This is a genomic window from Nocardia sp. NPDC056000 (assembly GCF_042269265.1).
GTDB lineage: Bacteria > Actinomycetota > Actinomycetes > Mycobacteriales > Mycobacteriaceae > Nocardia.
The window spans coordinates 331081-349233 of the sequence record NZ_JBHJXS010000013.1 but is presented as its reverse complement, the minus strand read 5'-3'; the positions used below and the strand labels follow the sequence as shown (position 1 = coordinate 349233).

The following is an 18153-nucleotide window of genomic DNA, read 5'->3' as shown; positions in this document are numbered from 1 at the left end:
TGCCTCCCGTCGTATGTCCCGTTTAGTGTGTTTGTAGGGACCGAGGGAGGATCACCATGGGTATACGCTTGGTGAGCGGGCCGCATGTGGAGCAAAGGGAGCAGCATGCGTGACGAGAATATGGCGGTGCGGACCACCGGTCTGACCGCGTATCGCGACACCGTTTTCACCGCCGGACCGACCACCCGGATACCACTCATGGGTGTGCTCGTGTTCGGCTCCCTGGTGCTGGTGTGGGCGGCCGAACGCTCCGCTCGCGAGGGCACCGACCACGGCTGGTTCGTGGCGGTCTCGATAGCCGGGCTCTTCATAGCCCGCGGCCTGCATCTGCGGCGGCCCATCACGCTCCCGCATCTCACGGCCGCGACCGTGGTGCTGGTGATCGCGAACTTCGCCTACCGAGCCGAGCACACCAGCATCGGATTCGTCTTCCTGGCGGCCAGCGGGCTGGTGCTGATGGCCCCGCTGGGCAGTAAACCGCAGCCCGAACAGCTACCCCGGGTGGCCGAACTGGTGCGCCGCACACAATTGGATCCGGTCGCGCCATTCGCGCTGCACTCGTCCAAGAGTTATTTCTTCAATACCGATTCCTCGGCGGCCATCGCCTATCGGGCGCGGTTCGGTATCGCCGTGGTCGCGGGCGATCCGATCGGCGATAAGGCGCGCTTCGGCGAATTGGTCTCGGAATTCTCCGAATTCGCCGGCTCACACGGGTGGCGCGTCGCGGTGCTCGGCGCGAGCCCGGAACTCACCCAGCTGTGGCAATTGCGCGCCTTCGAACATCGCGGGCTGCGCCAGGTCCCGATCGGACGGGACGTGGTCGTCGAGGTCGGCGATTTCGACATGGTCGGCAGGCGGTTCCGGAATCTGCGGCAGGCGGTCAGCCGCACCCGCAATTTCGGCGTCACCACCGAGATCGTGCCCGAGGTCGCGCTCACCGAGCCGCAACGCGAGAACCTGCTGAGCATTGTCGACGACTGGGGGCACGGGCGGCAGACCCGCGGCTTCTCGATGATCCTGGACCATCTGCTGGACGGTCGGCATCCGGGCATGCTGATCGTGCTGGCCCGCGATGAGCACGGCGAGATCGCCGGATTCCAGCGCTACGGCGTCTCCGGCAACGGCCGGGAGCTGAGTCTGGATGTGCCGTGGCGGCGCAAGGACGCGCCCAACGGGCTGGACGAGCGCATGATCGTCGATCTGATCGACTACGCGAAGGCGCGCGGCATCACCCGAATCTCGCTGGCGTTCGCGGCTTTTCCGGAGATGTTCGCGGACAAGGAACGCGGCAGGCTCGGACAGCTGGCGTATACGGCTGTGCGACTGGGTGATCCGCTCATCCGGCTGGAATCGCTGTACCGGTTCCTGCGCAAGTTCAATTCGTTCTCGGATCAGCGATTCGTGCTGATCCGCTGGCGCGAGGTGCTCATCGCGGCGGCGGCACTGCTCACCCTGGAGTTCGTCCCACACCGCCGCGAGTACTGAGAGCTGTTCTCAGGCCAGGAATTCCACCAGCGCGGCGGAGAAACCCGGATCGGCGGTGGCGACCAGGTGATCACCCGGCACCACCGCCAGCTTCGCGTTCGGGAAGGCGGCCGCCAGCCGTTCGGGTTCGGCGGCGAATGGATCGGCATCGCCCGCCAGCACCAGCGTGGGCACGGTGATATCGGCGACCGTCTTGATCGGGGCCTCGTTCAACCCGCCCGCCAGCGCGGCGATGGCCTCGCGGTCCGCGCCCAGCACATCGGCCAGCATGCGGAACATCTTGGCCCGCTCCACCGTCTCGGACCCGTCACCGCGCATGGCGGTGACGATGTCCTCGGCATTGATCACCCGCCAGTCGATACCGCCGCAATCCACCACCCCGGAGCCGATACCGCCGACCGCCAGTTTGCGCACCCGCGCATCGGCCTGTGCGACCAGGATCGAGATGATCCCGCCCATCGAATAACCCACCTGCGCAACCTCATCCAGTCCGAGGTGGTCGTAGAGCGCCCGCACGTCATCGGCCATGGCGTGCCAGGAGTATCGCGCCGGATCATGCGGCTTCTCCGAGCGCCCGTGCCCGCGTGCGTCCAGCGAGATCACGTGATGCCCGGCCGTGTGCAGCGCCGCCACCACGCCGACGCTCATCCAGTTCGCATTGGTATCGGCGACGATGCCGTGCTGCAGCACGACCGGCATGCCCTCGCCCTCCCACACGCGGTAGTTGAGTTCGAGACCATCCCAGCTGGTGAACTTCGCCATGCGGCCGATGCTAGTGGCGAAAGCCGTTGTCCGGGGCGGGGTCAGGAGATGCGGGCCATGACGGCGCGGGGGAGCAGCGGCATGACCGCGCCGAACACCCGCCACGGCCACTGCGGCACCGAGGCGCGCACGCTCTCGTGTTCGATGGCGGCGACCATGGCCGCGACGCCCTTGTCCAGCGGAGTGAGCAGGGTGGTGTCACCGGCGCGACCGGACATATCGGTGGCGATATAGCCCGGCTGCACCGTGGTGACCTTGATCGGGGTGCCGCGCAATTCGATGGCCAGGCCCTCGCCGAGCGCGGTGAGCCCGGCCTTGCTGGCCGCGTAGGCCGCCTTCTTACCGGGCAGTCCGCGCACCGCGCTCATGGACGAGATGAGCACCAGATGCCCGGCTTTCCGCTCCCGGAAGATGCTCATGGCCGCCTCGGTCTGCGCCAGCGCGCTCACGAAATTGGTGGTGGCCGTGGCGATATTGGCATCCGCGCGCCCGGTGCCGATGCGCGCGCCCTTGCCGAGCCCGGCATTGACGATCACCCGGTCCAGTCCGCCCAATTCCGCGCGCAGGTCCTCGAAGACCTTGGGTACGGCCGCGTGATCATCGACATCGAGCCCGCGCACGGCCACCGTGATATCCGGGCGGGCGGCCAGGAGTTCGGTGCGCAGCGCCTCCAGATTCTCGGTGCGCCGGGCGCAGAGCGCGAGATCGCGTCCGCGCCGGGCGAATTCGCGAGCCATACCCGCGCCGAGCCCGGAGCTCGCACCGGTGATGAGAATCTTCTGCCGCGTCATATCGGACACCCTAGCCGCACCCGTGTCACTGACAATTGTCAGTGAACGCCGAAATGTCAGCCGCCGAAGGAGCCCGTCGGAACGTCCGGCACCAGTCGCCACGCGCCGCAGCTCTCGCTACTGAAGGCCACATCGGTCGACTTGATGACAATCCGCAGCGGATGCTGCCGGGTGAAATCGCTGGCGATGATGTAGAAGTTCGGATCGTTGTAATCGGCCGGCGTCTGGACGTGCCAGAGCCGCCGCCAGAAGCAGCCGGTGGCATTGTCGGGGGTGCCGTCCGAGACGTAGGTGCCCGGTTTGATATCGACATTCACCAGGTAGAGGCCGTCGCCCGGGATCTCGGTCGCCGGATCGGCGGCGGCGATGGCCGCGGTGGTGGTCAGCAGTGCGGAAGCGAGGGCTCCCGCGATCATCAGCGCGCCTGTACGCACAGTGTTCCTCCCTTGAAATCTCTGTGAGCCGGGCGGCCTCGCTTCCGCCCGGTGTGGAGATCCCCGCATCTCCCGGGGAGGTTTATCAGAAATCGACCGTCCATTTCGGTTGTTCCGTGTAATTGATTGCGTACAAACCGGTTTCGATTCGGAAATCACGAGCAAAACTGTTAACACCGAAATAGGTAGTAATCACCGATTCTCTTCTTGTCGCCGCTCGCGATATTCAGGGCATGAGACGACTCCAACCCCTCCCCGACGCGAGTTCGCCCGGCCCCTCCACCTGCGCCGAAGATTGCGCCCGGCTCTGCACCCACGACGGACTCTCCGCCGTCCTCCGCGCCGACAAGGCACTGCTGCACTGGCGAGCCATGCGCCGCCTCGGTGATACCGGTCTGGCCGAGCACGCGGTTCAGGAAACCCTGCTGCGCGGCTGGAAAGCCTGCGCCAGCTATGACCCGAGCCGGGGCAGCGTGCGCACCTGGCTGCTCACCATCGAGCGCAATATCCTCACCGATATCGCCCGCATGCGCTCGGCCCGGCCCGGCGACGCGCACTGGGACGAGATCGGCGACGTCGCCGAGGGCCATTGCGCCCGGCCCGATTTCACCGACGGGCTCGCCGACGGACTGCTGGTCGACGAACTGCTCGCACATCTGCCCGGACCGCAGCGCGATGCGGTCGTCCAGGTGATCCTGCGAGATCGCGCGTATCAGGACGTCGCCGCCGACCTCGGAGTTCCGGTCGGCACCGTGAAAACCCGCGTGCATTACGCACTGCGCTCGCTGCGGCGTCTTCCGCTCAGCGCCTGACAACGGAGAACAGTCATGAAACGGGCGGGCCCCCTCCTCACCCTCGCCGCCGCCGCTCTACTCGGCGGTGGACTGCTGATCACCGATATCGTTACCGACCCCACCGATGACACCGCGGACCGTGCCGCGGTCACCACATCCGCCGGAGCGGCCACCACTTCCGCCGGGGCAGGGCCGAGCGCCGCCCCCTCGAGCGCCGCGAACGTTCCCGCCGCTCCCTCGGCCACTTCCGCCTTCCCGGCCCAGGCCGACTATGTCGCGGTGATCCCCGCCCAGCCCCGCTCGATCACCCTGTCCATCACCGTCACCGGCAAACAGGCCGTGGCATACGCCTGCGACGGCGCATCGGTCGAGAGCTGGCTGCGCGGTGCGGCCGACGCCGGTCGAATGTCCTTGACCGGCAAGGACTCCGAACTACAGGCCACCCTGAAGGACAATGTCCTGACCGGCACGCTGACCCTGGCCAACCGCGCCATGGATTTCACCGCACCCCTGGTGCGGGCCCCGGCCGGTATCTACTACGCCCGCTCGAACGGCGCGCGCGACAGCTGGATAGTCCGCCCCGACGGCACCGTCACCGGCGTCCGCCGCCAAGCCGACGGAACCACCGCCCCCGCACCGACTCTCGCCCCGGACGCACGAAAGGTGCACGGCGATGACACCGACTTCTGACCCCCGCGACCCCAACACCCAGCGCTCGATACCGACGGTGATCCGAGGCGCTGTCCAGCCTCCACGGGGTGCCCGACCCCCGTCCGCAGATGGCGTCCAGCCCGCGCGCGATGACTCGTCGCAGCCGGTGGCCAATGCCCCTTCCCAGTCCGTGTCAGGCGACTCGATGCCGTTGTCCGCCGGTGCGTCTCCCCAGCGCACCGCACTCACGATCGCGCTGATAGTGATTGCCGGGGCGGCGGTGTCGGTGCTGTTGGGTGTGTACGGATCCACCCATCCCGCACGCGGTTACGCGGTGAGCCTGGCGGGATTCTCCAGTCCGGGGGCGGTGAAGGCGTGGCTCGCCACGGTCGTGGTGTTGCTCGCGGTCGGGCAGGACATCAGCGCGCTGGCCATGTACGGGGTGCTGCCCAGGATTCGCGGCGGGCGCTGGGCCTCGGTATGGCATGTGTGGTCCGGGCGGCTGGCGGTGCTGGTGAGCATTCCCGTTGCGGCGCACTGCCTGTACGCCTTCGGTTTCGAGGCCACCGACCGCCGGGTGCTTCTGCATTCGCTGCTGGGCTGCGCCGTCTACGGCGTCTTCGTCGCGAAGATGCTGCTGCTGACTCGAAAAGGCTTGCCCCGCTGGGTGATTCCGGTCATGGGCGGGGTGCTGTTCACCGGTTTCGTGGCGCTCTGGTTCACCTCGGCGGTCTGGTATTTCCGCACCCAGGGGTTTGCCCCGTGATTTCCGGTCCCGGCCGAGTGAACCCGTCACCCCCGTAAACACGTCCACAAGGTGTGGCCGTCAGCCCACGGCCGCCACAAGCGAGGAGTAATCATGACCGACCAGATTTCGGCCCCGGACATATTCCGGATGGATCGCCGCACCGCGCTCGCCGCCACCGGCATCGCCGCCACCGCCCTGACCGCCGTCGCGTGCAGTAGCTACGGCAATACCGAGAAGGCCGCCGCCTCGACCAACGGCGCTCAGGACAAGCGTCAGGACGGCAGCACCGAGCTCGCCAAAACCTCCGAGGTGCCCGTCGGCGGCGGTGTCATCAAGGGCGACACCGTCATCACCCAGGCCACCGCGGGTGCCTTCGCGGGGTTCTCGTCCACCTGTACGCATCTGGGCTGCAAGGTCAGCGAGGTGAGTGACGGCGTTATCAAATGCCCATGTCACGGCAGCAAATTCAATCTCGACGGTAGCGTCGCGGGCGGTCCCGCGCCACGTGCGCTCGATACCCGTGCGGTACGGGTCGAGGGCGATTCCATCGTGTCGGCCTGATCGATAGCTGAAATACCGCACTCGAGCGGCGGGATCAAGCGTCCAATAGCCCTGACCACTAGTAACAGTTCGATCACGAGGCTTGCCAGAAGGTAACTGGTGTTGCGAAAGTGAACCGCTGGGTTTGGTGTTACTAGTGGGAAGGGAGGGGCGCCTCGATCCCGGGAGCGCCGCCAGCTTATGAAGCCGAATATGGTCAAGGCCGGTATCTTCACCGCCGTGACGGCCGCGGCATTCTCGACGGTCTCCGGGCTGATCCCGGGCATCGTCCTAGCTTCGCCCGTTTTGCCGGAACTGCCGCAAAGGCTCGCCGGTAAGACGATCTTCCTCGACCCCGGTCATCAGGGTCCCAATCACAGTCAGGACGTCGCCAAACAGGTCGACGACGGTCGCGGCGGCACCAAGGCCTGCCAGACCACCGGCATGACCAGCCTGCACGGCGTCCCCGAACACACCATCAACTGGGATGTGGCGCAATTGGTGCGCACCTCCCTCGAAGGTCTCGGCGCGCGGGTCGTGATGAGCCGCCCCGATGACACCGGCTGGGGCGGCTGCGTCGACGAACGCGCCCGCGCCGCCAATCAATCCGGCGCCGATATCGCCGTGAGCATTCACGCCGACAGCGCGCCCGCCGATGCCCGCGGCTTCCACCTCATCGTGCCGCAGCTGCCGATTCCGGACGCCAAGGCCAACGAGGTGCAGTCCGTCGCCGGACTGGCCGCCAGTAAAGCCATGCGCGACGCCTACATTCAGGCCGGATTCCCGGCCGCCGCCTACAACGGCGCGGTCGAGGGTCTGCAACCGCGCTCCGATATCGCCGGACCGGCCCTGACCCAGGTGCCCGACGTGTTCCTCGAAATGGGCAATGGCGCCAATGCCGAGGATGCCGCGCTGCTGGAGTCGCAGGAGGGCCAGCTGCGGCACGCGGTCACCATCACCACCGGTGTGGTGTCGTACCTGCTCGGCATGCCGGTCCCGCCGCCGAGCGCCGATCAGGTGGTCGGGCCCGCGAACGTACCGCCCGCGCAGCCCGCACAGCATCAGCTTCCGGCCGCGCCGGGTACCGAACCGCAGACCGAACCCGGCGGGACTCAGGCTGAGCCGCAAGCGGTTCCGCAGGGTGGACCGGGAGCCAACTCGCCGCAGGGTGGCGCGCAATCGCCGGGTGCCATGCCCGGTGGGCTGCCCGAACCGAGTGGTCCGGCCGCCGGTGGTCCCGAACCGGTTGCACCGCAGGGTGTTCCGGCCGCACCGCAGGTCGCTCCGCAGGGTGCCGCGCCCGCCGAGGTGGCACCGGGTACCGCGCCCGCACCGCAGGCCGCGCCCGCGCCGGACGCCAAGCCCGCACCGGGTGGAGTCCAGCCCGCACCGCAGGCTCCGGGCGCCGCACCGCAACCGCAGTCCCAGGGTGGCGCGGTGGATCCCAAGACGCAGCCGGGTACGCCCGCGCCGCAGGGATTCTCGCCGGAACTGCTGTTCCCGCAACTGAGCGATCTGCTCAAGCCGCAGGTGGCGCAGCCGGGTCAGTCGAAACCGGCCGCTCCCGCTCCCGGTGTGGCACAGCCGAATTCGGTGGTGCCCGGTCAGCAGCCGGCGGCCGACAGCCGGGTGCTGCCCGCCACGATTCCGGGTGCGAGTGAACTGCCCAGGGCCAATGTGATGACCGGCGTGCAGCCGGTCGCGGCTCCGATCGTGCCCAAGGCGCCGCCGGCCGCCGCACCGCAACCCCCGAGTGCGGGAACGCAAACCAGCCCGGGCATTCGGACCAGCCCCGGTACGCTGCCGAACCCGGGTACGCCGGGTACGCAGTCGCCGTCCACCGATCGCAGCTCCAAGACCGGTGAACTGTTCGACACCGAGTCGATGAGCGGACTGGTGCAGTCGGTCATCAAGATGGTGGGACCGCTGGCCAAGATGCTGATGGGTCAGAACGGTGTCGCCTCGGATCTGATCAACCTGGCGTACAGCATGGTGTCTGCGCTGAGCTCGACGATTCTGTCGGCTCCGGCCAAGTAACCGCACAGCGCGAGCGCCCCCGCATCGAATCATTCGGTGCGGGGGCGTTTTTCGTCGTCCCGGCGCACTTGCGGTCCGACCGGTATCGGCTGTCGCGTGTGTTGTGAAATGTCCAGGTCGAGCAAACTTCTCGCGACCGCCATTGCCCCCGGGCGTGTTTCGCACCCCGGCGCTGGCTGGCGCGGTTGCGCTCACGGATAGGTGCAGTTGCGGACAACCGCGTGTCCGGTGGTTGGCAAGCATCCGGCGCAGGAGTTGCATGAATCCCGGGTCGGGTCAGGACGGCTGAGAACGACTCGTCGATCGAGGTGGATGAGATGGCGTTCGGTGTGGGCTTGAGTATCGGCACGGTCAATACGGTGTGCGTCACGGCCGCCGATCGCTCGGTTCGGCGGGGGAGCACGCCGTTCGCGGCCCGCCGCGGCGCACCGCCGCCGACCACCTGGCGCACCACCCTCACCTTCGACAGTTCCGGGCTGGCACGGGTGGGCCGCATTCCGCGGCACGGCCGGGTCATCACCGAATTCGCCGATCTGACCCAGCGCGGGGCCTCGGTCGCGCGGGTCGGTCACCGAGCGCTCTCCGCCGCGGATCTCGTCGCCACCGTGGCCGACAGCGTGCTCGAGGAGGTGCTGGGGAAGGCTCCGGCCGGGCAGCAGGGGAGCGGGGATACCGGAATCACCGTGACCCATCCGGCCGGGTACTCCGCGAATCTGGTGGCCGACCTGCGTTCCGCGCTCGACGGGATCGGGCTCACGAATGTGCGCCTGCTGCCCGAACCGGTGGCCGCGGCGGCCTGGCTGGCGGCGCAGCGCGGTCCGCTCATGCCCGGCCTGGCCCTGGTGTACGACCTGGGCGGTTCCGGTCTGGATGTGACGCTGGTGCGGGTGGGCGCGGGCGCGCCGAGCAATCCGATCGTCGGATTGCCTTTGCATTCGGCCGATTTCGGTGGCCGGGCATTCGGCGGCATGGTCGCGGGGCGCTTGCGGCGCACTCCGGACGCGCCCGTCATCTCCCGGGTGAGTTCGGACTGTGATACCGGTGAACTGCGCGCCGAACACGTGCTGGCCTCGATGAAACTGGTGTACCGCTGCCTGCGCATCGCCGATGTCACCATGGCCGATGTGGATCGGGTGCTGGTGGTCGGCGGTGCGGCCCGGCCGCCCGAGGTCGCCGATGTACTGGCCGAACAGCTGGCCCGCCCGGTGACGGTCGCTCCCGATCCGGAGCGCACCATCGCGGACGGCGCGGCCATCGCGGCCAAGGAGTCGGTACTCGCGCAGGATTCCGGGGGTCATCGGCATCATGTGCTAGCTGATCTCTTCCGGCGTGTCACCCGGGTGGCCGCACTCTAGATCCGCCGGTTACCGGGCAGTTTGCCCTTGATCATGGGACGTTTCGGGTCAACACGTGCAAGCATCTTGCTAGCACGTGTTGACGCTGCTCCAGTTTGGTGTAACCATGGGATACACATAAATCACCGACTGGAGGGTGACGACGATGTCTCCGACCACGACCCACGTCGACGACCCCGTGGTTGCCGAAGCTATCGAATACGCGCAGAAGCTGCTGCTGCTTTCCGAAGGCTCGGTCAACCGCAGCTTCGATCCGTTCGAGGACATCGACTGGGAAAACCCGGACTTCGACGCGAACACCAAGCCCGAGCGCTGGATTCTGCCCGCCTCGGCAGACCCGATCGGCCGCCACCCCTGGTACCTCGCCCTCAGCGAGGAGCAGCAGATCGCCGTCGGCAAGTACCGCCAGGCCAATGTCGCCAAGGTCGGCCTGCAGTTCGAGTCGATCCTGATCAGCGGCATGGTGAACCACACCTTCGGTCTCGCCAACGGTGACCCGGAATTCCGGTACTGCACCCATGAGATGTCCGAAGAGCTGAACCACACCCAGATGTTCCAGGAGATGGTCAACCGCATCGGCCTGGACGTACCCGGTATGGGCCCGCTGGTGCGGCAGTTCCGCCAGGTCGCCGTCCCGGTGGCGGTGCTGTTCCCCAACCTGTTCTTCATGGCCGTGCTCGCCGGCGAGGAGCCGATCGACCACATCCAGAAGCAGATCCTGCGCTCCGGCGAGGATGTGCACCCGATCATGCGCGGCGTCATGGCGATTCACGTCGCCGAGGAGGCGCGGCACATCTCGTTCGCGCACGAATTCCTCAAGCGCCATGTGCCGGAAGCGAATCCGGCCAGCAAGCTGGTGCTCTCGATCGCCATGCCGATCGTCATGTTCATCCTGGGCCGTTCCATCGTGACCCCGCCCAAGGCGTTCTTCGACGAGTTCAACGTGCCCGACAAGGTGCGCAAGGAGCTGTTCTACGGCTCCGAGGATTCCAAGCAGGCGTTCAGCGATTACTTCATCGATGTGCGCGCGCTCGCCAAGGAGATCGGTCTGATGAACCCGATTTCCAAGCGGGTCTGGAAGATGTTCGGAATCGCCGGCGCGGCCTCCCGTTACCGCTCGGAGCCCATCCGCTCCGGCAAGGCCGCCTGAGACAAGGGACGTACAGTGCCGTACGTAGTCACCCAATCCTGTTGCAGCGACGCCTCCTGCGTCTACGCCTGCCCGGTCAACTGCATCCATCCCACGCCTGACGAACCGGATTTCCGGACGGCGGAGATGCTGTACGTGGACCCGCAGGCGTGCGTGGACTGCGGCGCGTGCGCGACCGCCTGCCCGGTGGACGCCATTGTCTCGACGAAGAAGCTGACCGATGAGCAGCTGCCCTTCATCGAGATCAATGCCGACTTCTATCGCCAGGAGCGGCCGCGGCCGCTGCTGGCCCGGCCGATCGAGGCCGCGGAGGTCAAGCCGGGACGCGAGCCGTTGCGGGTGGCGATCGTCGGCTCCGGTCCCTCGGCCATGTACGCGGCCGATGAACTGCTGACCCAGCCCGGTGTCTCGGTGACGGTGTTCGACCGGCTGGCCACGCCGTACGGTCTGGCCCGCTTCGGCGTCGCGCCCGATCACACCAAGACCCGGCAGGTCGGCGAGCTGTTCGACGTCATCTCCGCGCAGGACGGGTTCGGCTCGTACCTGAATGTGAATGTCGGAGAACATGTTTCGCATGAGGAGCTGCTGGCGCACCACCACGCGGTGATCTACGCGGTGGGCGCGTCCAGTGATCGCAAGCTCGGGATTCCGGGGGAGGGGCTGCCGGGCAGCGTCTCCGCGACCGAGTTCGTGGCCTGGTACAACGGGCATCCCGATCACGCGGGCCGCTTCTTCGATCTGTCGCAAAAGCGTGCGGTGATCGTCGGCAACGGCAATGTGGCGCTGGACGTGGCGCGCATTCTGACCACCGATCCGGAACTGCTGGCGGGCACCGATATCGCGCCGCGGGCGCTGACGGCGTTGCGGCGCAGCAAGATCGAGGAAGTGGTCGTGCTCGGCCGCCGCGGTCCGGCCGAATCCGCTTTCACCGTGCCGGAATTCGTGGGACTGCTCGGCGCGGATGTGGACATCGTGGTCGAGGGCGAGATTCCCGAGACGCCCGCCGACGCTTCGCAGAAGGTCGAGCAGAAGCTGAAGTTGTTGCGCGGCTTGGCCGATCGGCCGGTGGGCGGGCGCAAGCGGATCACCTTCCGGTATCTGTCCGCGCCGACCGCGTTCGAGGGCGTGGATCGGGTGACCGGTGTCGCGGTGGTGCGCAATGAGCTGGTGGCCGGTGACGACGGCGTGCTGCGGGCCGAGGCCACCACGGACACCGAGGTTTTGGCGACCGGTCTGGTGCTCACCTCGGTGGGTTACCGGGGCGTTCCGCTCGCGGGGCTGCCGTTCGACGAGCGGGCGGGCGTGATCCCGAATCTCGACGGGCGGGTGCTGGAGAGCGCCGGTGGGAACGTGGTGCCGGGGTCCTATGTGACCGGCTGGATCAAGCGCGGGCCGACCGGGTTCATCGGTACCAATAAGTCGTGCGCGCAGGAGACGGTGCGGCAGCTGGTGGATGACTTCAATGCGGGGCGGCTGGCTCAACCCGGCCGGGGCGCAGGAGAATTCGACCGACTGGTCGGTTCACGTCAACCGCATGCGATTCGCGGCGGCGCGGTGAACCGTCCGGTGCGGCGGCGACTGCCGCTGCTGGTGCGCAGTCGCTAGCTCCACCGCTGGTTCCGCTGTACTTCGGACCGCCTCATACGACCCCGTCGTGTGAGGCGGTCTGTTTTGTGTACGGATTGTGTTGTGTGAGTTGTAATGCTGCGTTTGCCCAGGACGACATCTCGGGTAGTAGAGACGAAACGACGTCGAATCGCGGTCGGTGCGCCTGCGCGAGTGGGGAACTCGGGCACAGCAACCGACCAGTGATCGGCAATTCACGCGCGCAAACTGACGCTGCGGTTTTCTTTTCCGGACACTAATCGCCTACCGGTCGGTATGAATTCAGCGTTCGCTGTGTCGTTGCCACACGACGACCCTTTTTCAACTCTCTTGGTGTCCAGTTCGATTCGATCTTGAAGCTACATCTGTCTGACCAGTAGATTCGCCAACTTCGCTACTGGACGCGAAATCTTTTCTCCTGATTCGATATTCACATCCGGCATGTGCCAGCTAACCTGAACGCGCTGTTTGGAAAACGACCGCGTCCACATGGTTGGTACGCCTGTGAGGCCGTGGTCACGGTGCGTTGACGGGATAGCAATGACTGTTGGCTTTGGCATGAGCATCGGCACAGTGAACTCCGTATGGGCGACCGCCGCCGGTGAACGTAACCGGCCCGCCGTACGGGTTCGCCGGACAGCCGTCACCTTCGACAGTGCGGGCGGGCCACGCATCGGCGGCATTCCTCGATTCGCGCCGGTGGTCACCGATTTCGCCGATCTGACCACCGATCCGGATCCGGTCGTCATCAACGGGCGCATCTGGTCGCCGGCCGATCTGGTGGCAGCGGTGGTGAACGGGCTGATCGAAACCAATGCGCCCGAAGCGCCCGCGGTGACCACCTATCCGGCCAGCTACACCGAGAAGCATGTGACCCGGCTGCGGCGCGCGCTGGACTGGTCCGGTGCGGCGGATGTGGCACTCATGCCGGAACCGGTCGCGGCGGTGGAATGGCTGGACTCCGAATACGGAATCTCCAGTGCCGGAATAACTCTCGTCTACGACCTGGGCGGCAACTGTCTCGACGTGGCTGTGGTGCGCACCGAGGCCGACCGCGAGGAACGCGGCATTCTCGGTGTCGCCGAACGCTCCACCGAATTCGGCGGACGGCCGCTCGGCGCGCTGCTCGCCCGCTACGCCCGCAGCATCGCGCCCGGCGAACATCAGCCGGTCTCGGCCGTGGTGCCCGCCGCCGATACGAATAGATTGCGCAGCTGGCACATTCGCAACTCACTACGGGTGGTGCGCTCCTGTGTGCACGGCACCGGGCTCACCATGGACGATATCGACCGTGTACTGCTGATCGGCGGCGCGGCCCGGCCCATCGAAGTGGCCCGGGTGCTCGGCGATCTGGGCCGCCCCGTCATCATGTCTCCCGATCCGGCGCATACCGTCGCGGTCGGCGCGGCCCTGGCCGCATTCCGTTCCGCCGACACCGGCTCGGCCATCGGCCGCTATGCCCCGCGCGCTGCCGTATTCTCCGGTGCCGCAGTGGCTTCCGCGCTGGCCATGTCCGCCGCCACCGTCCTGGGCGGCACCGTCGCCGGGACCACCGGTCTGCAAGCCCTGCCCGGACCCACCGATTCCGGCACCCGCGGCGCGGCCGATGTCCTGCTCCTGGAAGACGCCACCGCCGCCCCCGGCGCACCCAACCGGGTGCACATGGTGACCACCGCCGCGGCGATCAGCAATTACGCCCCGGTCGCGGCGACGGTCACGCCCGCCTGGTCCGGCGGCCGCCCGGTCGACACCCGTCCCGGATCGCACTGCGAAAGCCGCAGCGCCGCAAACTCTCTCACCTACGCCAATCCGGCGCAGTTCACCAACCCGCTGCCGTTCCTGGCGGCGCAATCCCTGACCTCGCCCTTCGGACTGGGGCAGATCCCCTCGATCAGCATGCCCCGCACGCTGCCGGGAGCACCCGGCACCGCGCCCGGAACAGCGCCCGGCGCAACAACTCCCGGCTCTCCCGGCACCCCGGGTGCACCCGCGACCCCCGGCTCGACGACCGGAGACCCCGCGAGCACCCCCGGTACCGCACCGGGCGGAACCGCGCCCGGCGGCACAACTCCGGGCAGCACGACCCCCGGCGGCACGACTCCGGGCGGAACCACCCCGGGTAGCCAAACCCCCGGCGGCGGAACCTCTCCCGGCGAGAACGCGGGCGGCGGCAATGGCGGCCAAACCACCCCGGGCGGCTCCACCACGGGCCCCGGCGGCGAGACCACCCCCGGCGGATCGACCACGGGTCCGGGCGGAGAAACCACCCCGGGCGGCAGTACCACCGGCGACCCCGCCGGTAGCGGATCAACCCCCGGCGGCACCACGGGCGGCGGAACGACAAGCCCCGGCGGCACCGCGGGCACCGGCGGAACACCCGGTGGCGGAACAACTTCCGGCGGCGGTGACACCTCGGGCGGTGGTGCCGGTGCGGGTACGGGTGGCGCCGGGGCCGGTGCCGGAACCGGCGGCTCGGGAGCCGGAGCAGGCGCTGGAACCGGTGGCGGTGCCGGAGCCGGTGGCGCAGGTGGCGGCGCAGGCGGAGCGGGAGCCGGTGGCGGTGCCGGAGCAGGCGGCGGTGGCGGTGCTGGTGCCGGTGGCGGAGCTGGTGCCGGTGGTGCCGGAGCTGGCGGCGGTGCTGGTGCCGGTGGCGGAGCTGGTGCCGGTGGTGCCGGAGCTGGCGGCGGTGCTGGCGCTGGAGCCGGTGGTGGTGCGGGCGCTGGCGGCGGTGCGGGTGCCGGAGCTGGTGGTGGTGCTGGTGCCGGTGGCGGCGCTGGTGCCGGAGCCGCTGGTGGCGGCGCGAGTAGCGCAGGCGCAGGAGCCGGTTCCAGAGCCGGTGCCGGTGGCGCACAAGGCGGTTCACCCTCGGGCGGCGGCAGTCGCGCAGGCGGCGGTTCTCCAGGCGGCGGTGCGGGTGCCGGTGGCGGCATGGGCGGCGGCGGTATGGGCGGCGGCGGTGGAGCAGGCGGCGGAGGCGGCCACGGTGGCGGCGGAGGCGGCGGGGGTGGCGGCCATCGCTAACCCACTGCTCGTCTACCGAACCGACCTGCCCCGTGCTGCGGAAGATGCGGCGGCTTGGCGGCACGTGTGGTGGTCGTCAGCTGAGTCACAGCTCTCGCGTTCGGGAGCGATTCGTGCGGTGGCGGAGCGGGATTCGTCGCGGCGCGGTTCCGTGCGGGCGTGTTTTGCCGGGGAGTGTGCGCATCGGGCTTGTGCGGCACAGAGATTCGCGCGGGCGTGGAGTGCCATCGAGATGCCTGGCCGTTCGAGCGGCGGCGATGATGCGGCGGGTGGACGTGCTGGCCACCGGCTGTCCGACCGCATGCCGCTGCTCGACGCGGCTCCGGGGGTGGCGGATAGTGCCGGCCGCCACCTCCATGGGCTTGATATCGCGGTCGCCGTGTTGTCCTCCGGCGGCCGCGAAGACCAAGTCCCGCAATAGAAGACGGCGACGCGGGTGGGGTGAACCCCTCGAACGCTCCACCGCGGCGTCGAGTACGACCGGCCCACCGCCGCGCTGTCAGTGCCCAGGGCGCGGTGGTGGGCGCGGTCGTGTCAGCGGGCGGTGAAACCGCCGTCGACGGACAGCACCGCACCGGTGATGAACGTCGTCTCATCGCTGAGCAGGTACGCGCAGAACGAGGCGATCTCCTCGGGCTGGGCGATGCGATTGAGCGGATGCAGGGCGGCGATAGCAGCCTCGCCCTCGGGGGTCGCGCCCATGGAGTTGCGGAACGCGGGGGTGTCTACCGCACCGGAGGCCAGGGCGTTCACCCGGACCTGCTTGGGCGCGCCCTCCAGCGCCACGGCGCGGGTCAGGCCGACGACGCCGTGCTTGGCCACGACATAGGGCGCGACCTGGGCCATGCCCACCTTGCCCAGATTCGAGGCGTTATTGAGGATCGCACCGCCACCGGACGCCGCGATCGCCGGAACCTGGTGGCGCAGACCGTAATACACCGAGGTGAGGTTGAGTTCCAGATCGGCGCGCCAGCCCGCCTCGTCGATATCCTGGATATCGCCGAAGGCATTGATCGCGCCCGCGTTGTTGAAAGCCCCGTCCAGGCGGCCGAATTCGCTGACGGCGGCCTCGGTCAGGCGGGCCACATCGGCTTCGACGGTGACATCGGTGGGGATGAACAGGGCGCGGCCCCCGGTGGCGCGGATCTCCTCGGCGATGCGATCGCCGACCTCTTTGCCGCGTGCGCCGAGCACCACCGCGCCGCCTTCGGAGGCGATGCGGCGGGCTACGGCCTCGCCGATTCCGGAGGTGGCGCCGGTGATCAGAACAACCTTGGACTCGAAGCGTGCACCCATGATGACCATTCCTTTTGCGGTAGAGCCGTTTTTGTTGACACGTCTAGTAAACGAGAAACGGCATACCTTGGCTGGCGGGAATCGGCCCTTGAGTTGATACGTCATGTAAATGCACGGAGCCCCGCCCCGATCGGATCACCGAGACCCGGTGGGCAGGTGCGGAAAGCGCGAGAACTCAGGCGGGAGCGAGCAATTCGGCCAACTCGTCGAGGCTGTTGACCACGACCCCGTACGAGGTCTGCGGCAGTTCCGAATGCAGATAACCCCACGGCCCGCGCTTGATCAGCACCGGAATCATGCCCACCCCGTTCGCGGGCAGCACATCGTTGTCGACGCGATCGCCCACGTAGCAGACCTCGCCGAGCTCCACGCCCGCCACCTCGGCGCACTTGTGGAAGAACTTGGGATCGGGCTTCTCCAGATCCCATTCGGCCGAGGTGTAGATGCCGTCGACCGGCAGGTTCATCTTCTCCAGCGCCGACTTCGCCTGCGGCGGTTGATTTCCCGCGATGATGACGATCAGCCCGCGCGCCTTCAGCTCGCCGAGCGCCCGCCGCACATCCGGGTACAGGTCATCGGCGTCGAAGTTATTGCGCAGGCTCTCCGGCTCATCGGTGGCCCAGCTGACCTGCTCGCGATCGAGATCCACCCCGGGCAGCAGCAGTTCGAACGCGTCGGTGAGCGGTCGCCCCGTCGCCGCCATGCCACCGATCACCCCGAGTAGCGCGAATCGCGGAATCCCGAGCCGGTCCGCCCATCGGCTCCAGATCCGGGTCTCGTCGATCAGCGTCTCGCCCACATCGAACACCACTGCCTTGATCATCGGCCCAGCCTATCGGGCGCGCGAACACCCCACGCCGGAGAACCCGATGCGGCTCCGAGGGCTCAGCGCTGCGCGTTGACGACCCCGATGCCGGTCGCGGTCCACCAGCACACCTGCGACACCACCCCGGTCGCCACACCCCACGCGAGCAGCCGCCCGGTGAGCGGTGCGTCCCCGCGCGCCCGCAGTCTTCGAGCGAGTGCGGCGGCCTGAATCCCGTTGAGCGTCAACAAAAGCACCATCACCAACTTGGTCCGAGTCATGGACGACGCGAGATTCGGCTCCAGCACGCACCCGCTGCCGACCAGCCCGGCCAACCCCGCCCAAATCGGCACATGCAGCCGATTCATCCCCCGCAACATCTCACTCAGCGTGACCCGCCCGATCGCCCAGCGCAGCGCATATGAATCCGCGATCAACACCGCCCCGAACCCCACCACCAACGAAGCGAGATGAACGGACAACCCCCAGAAATGCACCTCGGGACTGATCCGCGCATGCCCCGCGATCCACACCGCCCCCGCCAGCACCCCGGTGGCCAACACCGCGTACCCACAGAACGCCTGCCAGGAATCCCATCCCCGCGCGGTAGCGCGCCCAGCGCCGATCTCTCCGAGCATGCCCAAACCTTCCACTAACTTAGGAAAGCCTAAACTATTCG

Annotated in this window: 16 protein-coding genes; 10 read left to right on the top strand and 6 right to left on the bottom strand. The window is 67.9% G+C overall.

All coding sequences use genetic code 11. The features are described from left to right. Positions 1-105: 105 nt before the first annotated feature. Positions 106-1485, top strand: a complete 1380-nt coding sequence (locus ACFC4D_RS35065) for a bifunctional lysylphosphatidylglycerol flippase/synthetase MprF (protein WP_376069699.1) — start codon at positions 106-108, stop codon at positions 1483-1485. A 9-nt stretch (positions 1486-1494) separates the two neighbouring features. On the opposite strand, the gene ACFC4D_RS35060 is transcribed toward ACFC4D_RS35065, so the two are convergent. From ACFC4D_RS35060 to ACFC4D_RS35050, 3 genes are read right to left on the bottom strand one after another with little or no spacing between them, the layout of a single operon-like run. Next, a complete protein-coding gene (locus ACFC4D_RS35060) occupies positions 1495-2247 on the bottom strand; it encodes an alpha/beta fold hydrolase (protein ID WP_376069697.1) in 753 nt (250 codons plus the stop codon). Positions 2248-2288: 41 nt separating this feature from the next. Next, the gene (locus tag ACFC4D_RS35055) at positions 2289-3038 is read right to left on the bottom strand and encodes an SDR family oxidoreductase (protein WP_376069694.1); all 750 of its coding nucleotides are present in this window, start codon (positions 3036-3038) and stop codon (positions 2289-2291) included. Positions 3039-3094: 56 nt separating this feature from the next. Next, positions 3095-3472, bottom strand: coding sequence for a hypothetical protein (locus tag ACFC4D_RS35050; protein ID WP_376069692.1), 378 nt, complete (start codon positions 3470-3472; stop codon positions 3095-3097). 233 nt (positions 3473-3705) lie between these two features. Between ACFC4D_RS35050 and ACFC4D_RS35045 the strand changes: the two genes are divergently transcribed. The 9 genes from ACFC4D_RS35045 to ACFC4D_RS35005 all read left to right on the top strand — a co-directional run bounded on the left by ACFC4D_RS35045 (position 3706) and on the right by ACFC4D_RS35005 (position 15373). Next, positions 3706-4284: a sigma-70 family RNA polymerase sigma factor gene (locus tag ACFC4D_RS35045; protein ID WP_376069690.1), complete on the top strand. Its 579-nt coding sequence runs from the start codon at positions 3706-3708 to the stop codon at positions 4282-4284. Between the two features lie 15 nt (positions 4285-4299). Then, complete coding sequence (locus tag ACFC4D_RS35040; RefSeq protein WP_376069686.1) at positions 4300-4956, top strand: hypothetical protein; 657 nt, start codon at positions 4300-4302, stop codon at positions 4954-4956. A gap of 166 nt (positions 4957-5122) precedes the next feature. Next, a complete protein-coding gene (locus tag ACFC4D_RS35035) occupies positions 5123-5683 on the top strand; it encodes a DUF6529 family protein (RefSeq protein WP_375968491.1) in 561 nt (186 codons plus the stop codon). A 93-nt stretch (positions 5684-5776) separates the two neighbouring features. Then, complete coding sequence (locus ACFC4D_RS35030; protein ID WP_375968490.1) at positions 5777-6226, top strand: Rieske (2Fe-2S) protein; 450 nt, start codon at positions 5777-5779, stop codon at positions 6224-6226. A gap of 180 nt (positions 6227-6406) precedes the next feature. Continuing rightward, entirely contained in the window at positions 6407-8242 is a 1836-nt protein-coding gene (locus tag ACFC4D_RS35025) for an N-acetylmuramoyl-L-alanine amidase (protein ID WP_376069683.1), read from the top strand. A gap of 317 nt (positions 8243-8559) precedes the next feature. Continuing rightward, complete coding sequence (locus ACFC4D_RS35020; RefSeq protein WP_376069680.1) at positions 8560-9597, top strand: Hsp70 family protein; 1038 nt, start codon at positions 8560-8562, stop codon at positions 9595-9597. Between the two features lie 145 nt (positions 9598-9742). Beyond that, a complete protein-coding gene (locus ACFC4D_RS35015) occupies positions 9743-10747 on the top strand; it encodes a diiron oxygenase (RefSeq protein WP_364638592.1) in 1005 nt (334 codons plus the stop codon). A gap of 15 nt (positions 10748-10762) precedes the next feature. Further along, on the top strand, positions 10763-12352 hold the full coding sequence (locus tag ACFC4D_RS35010) for an FAD-dependent oxidoreductase (RefSeq protein ID WP_376069677.1): 1590 nt from the start codon (positions 10763-10765) through the stop codon (positions 12350-12352). A 573-nt stretch (positions 12353-12925) separates the two neighbouring features. Next, positions 12926-15373: a hypothetical protein gene (locus ACFC4D_RS35005; RefSeq protein WP_376069674.1), complete on the top strand. Its 2448-nt coding sequence runs from the start codon at positions 12926-12928 to the stop codon at positions 15371-15373. Between the two features lie 534 nt (positions 15374-15907). On the opposite strand, the gene ACFC4D_RS35000 is transcribed toward ACFC4D_RS35005, so the two are convergent. The 3 genes from ACFC4D_RS35000 to ACFC4D_RS34990 form a co-directional block, all read right to left on the bottom strand. After that, on the bottom strand, positions 15908-16669 hold the full coding sequence (locus ACFC4D_RS35000) for an SDR family NAD(P)-dependent oxidoreductase (protein WP_375968485.1): 762 nt from the start codon (positions 16667-16669) through the stop codon (positions 15908-15910). A 175-nt stretch (positions 16670-16844) separates the two neighbouring features. After that, positions 16845-17492, bottom strand: coding sequence for an HAD family hydrolase (locus tag ACFC4D_RS34995; RefSeq protein ID WP_375968484.1), 648 nt, complete (start codon positions 17490-17492; stop codon positions 16845-16847). Between the two features lie 62 nt (positions 17493-17554). Continuing rightward, entirely contained in the window at positions 17555-18112 is a 558-nt protein-coding gene (locus ACFC4D_RS34990) for a hypothetical protein (protein WP_376069671.1), read from the bottom strand. Positions 18113-18153: the final 41 nt, after the last annotated feature.

Excerpts from the sequence above, each read along its gene's own strand:
- ACFC4D_RS34990 (WP_376069671.1), bottom strand. The coding sequence starts at position 18,112 with ATGCTCGGAGAGATCGGCGCTGGGCGCGCTACCGCGCGGGGATGGGAT.
- ACFC4D_RS35055 (WP_376069694.1), bottom strand. The coding sequence starts at position 3,038 with ATGACGCGGCAGAAGATTCTCATCACCGGTGCGAGCTCCGGGCTCGGC.
- ACFC4D_RS35000 (WP_375968485.1), bottom strand. The coding sequence starts at position 16,669 with ATGGGTGCACGCTTCGAGTCCAAGGTTGTTCTGATCACCGGCGCCACC.
- ACFC4D_RS35060 (WP_376069697.1), bottom strand. The coding sequence starts at position 2,247 with ATGGCGAAGTTCACCAGCTGGGATGGTCTCGAACTCAACTACCGCGTG.
- ACFC4D_RS35030 (WP_375968490.1), top strand. The coding sequence starts at position 5,777 with ATGACCGACCAGATTTCGGCCCCGGACATATTCCGGATGGATCGCCGC.
- ACFC4D_RS35015 (WP_364638592.1), top strand. The coding sequence starts at position 9,743 with ATGTCTCCGACCACGACCCACGTCGACGACCCCGTGGTTGCCGAAGCT.
- ACFC4D_RS35020 (WP_376069680.1), top strand. The coding sequence starts at position 8,560 with ATGGCGTTCGGTGTGGGCTTGAGTATCGGCACGGTCAATACGGTGTGC.
- ACFC4D_RS34995 (WP_375968484.1), bottom strand. The coding sequence starts at position 17,492 with ATGATCAAGGCAGTGGTGTTCGATGTGGGCGAGACGCTGATCGACGAG.
- ACFC4D_RS35045 (WP_376069690.1), top strand. The coding sequence starts at position 3,706 with ATGAGACGACTCCAACCCCTCCCCGACGCGAGTTCGCCCGGCCCCTCC.
- ACFC4D_RS35065 (WP_376069699.1), top strand. The coding sequence starts at position 106 with ATGCGTGACGAGAATATGGCGGTGCGGACCACCGGTCTGACCGCGTAT.
- ACFC4D_RS35040 (WP_376069686.1), top strand. The coding sequence starts at position 4,300 with ATGAAACGGGCGGGCCCCCTCCTCACCCTCGCCGCCGCCGCTCTACTC.
- ACFC4D_RS35025 (WP_376069683.1), top strand. The coding sequence starts at position 6,407 with ATGAAGCCGAATATGGTCAAGGCCGGTATCTTCACCGCCGTGACGGCC.
- ACFC4D_RS35035 (WP_375968491.1), top strand. The coding sequence starts at position 5,123 with ATGCCGTTGTCCGCCGGTGCGTCTCCCCAGCGCACCGCACTCACGATC.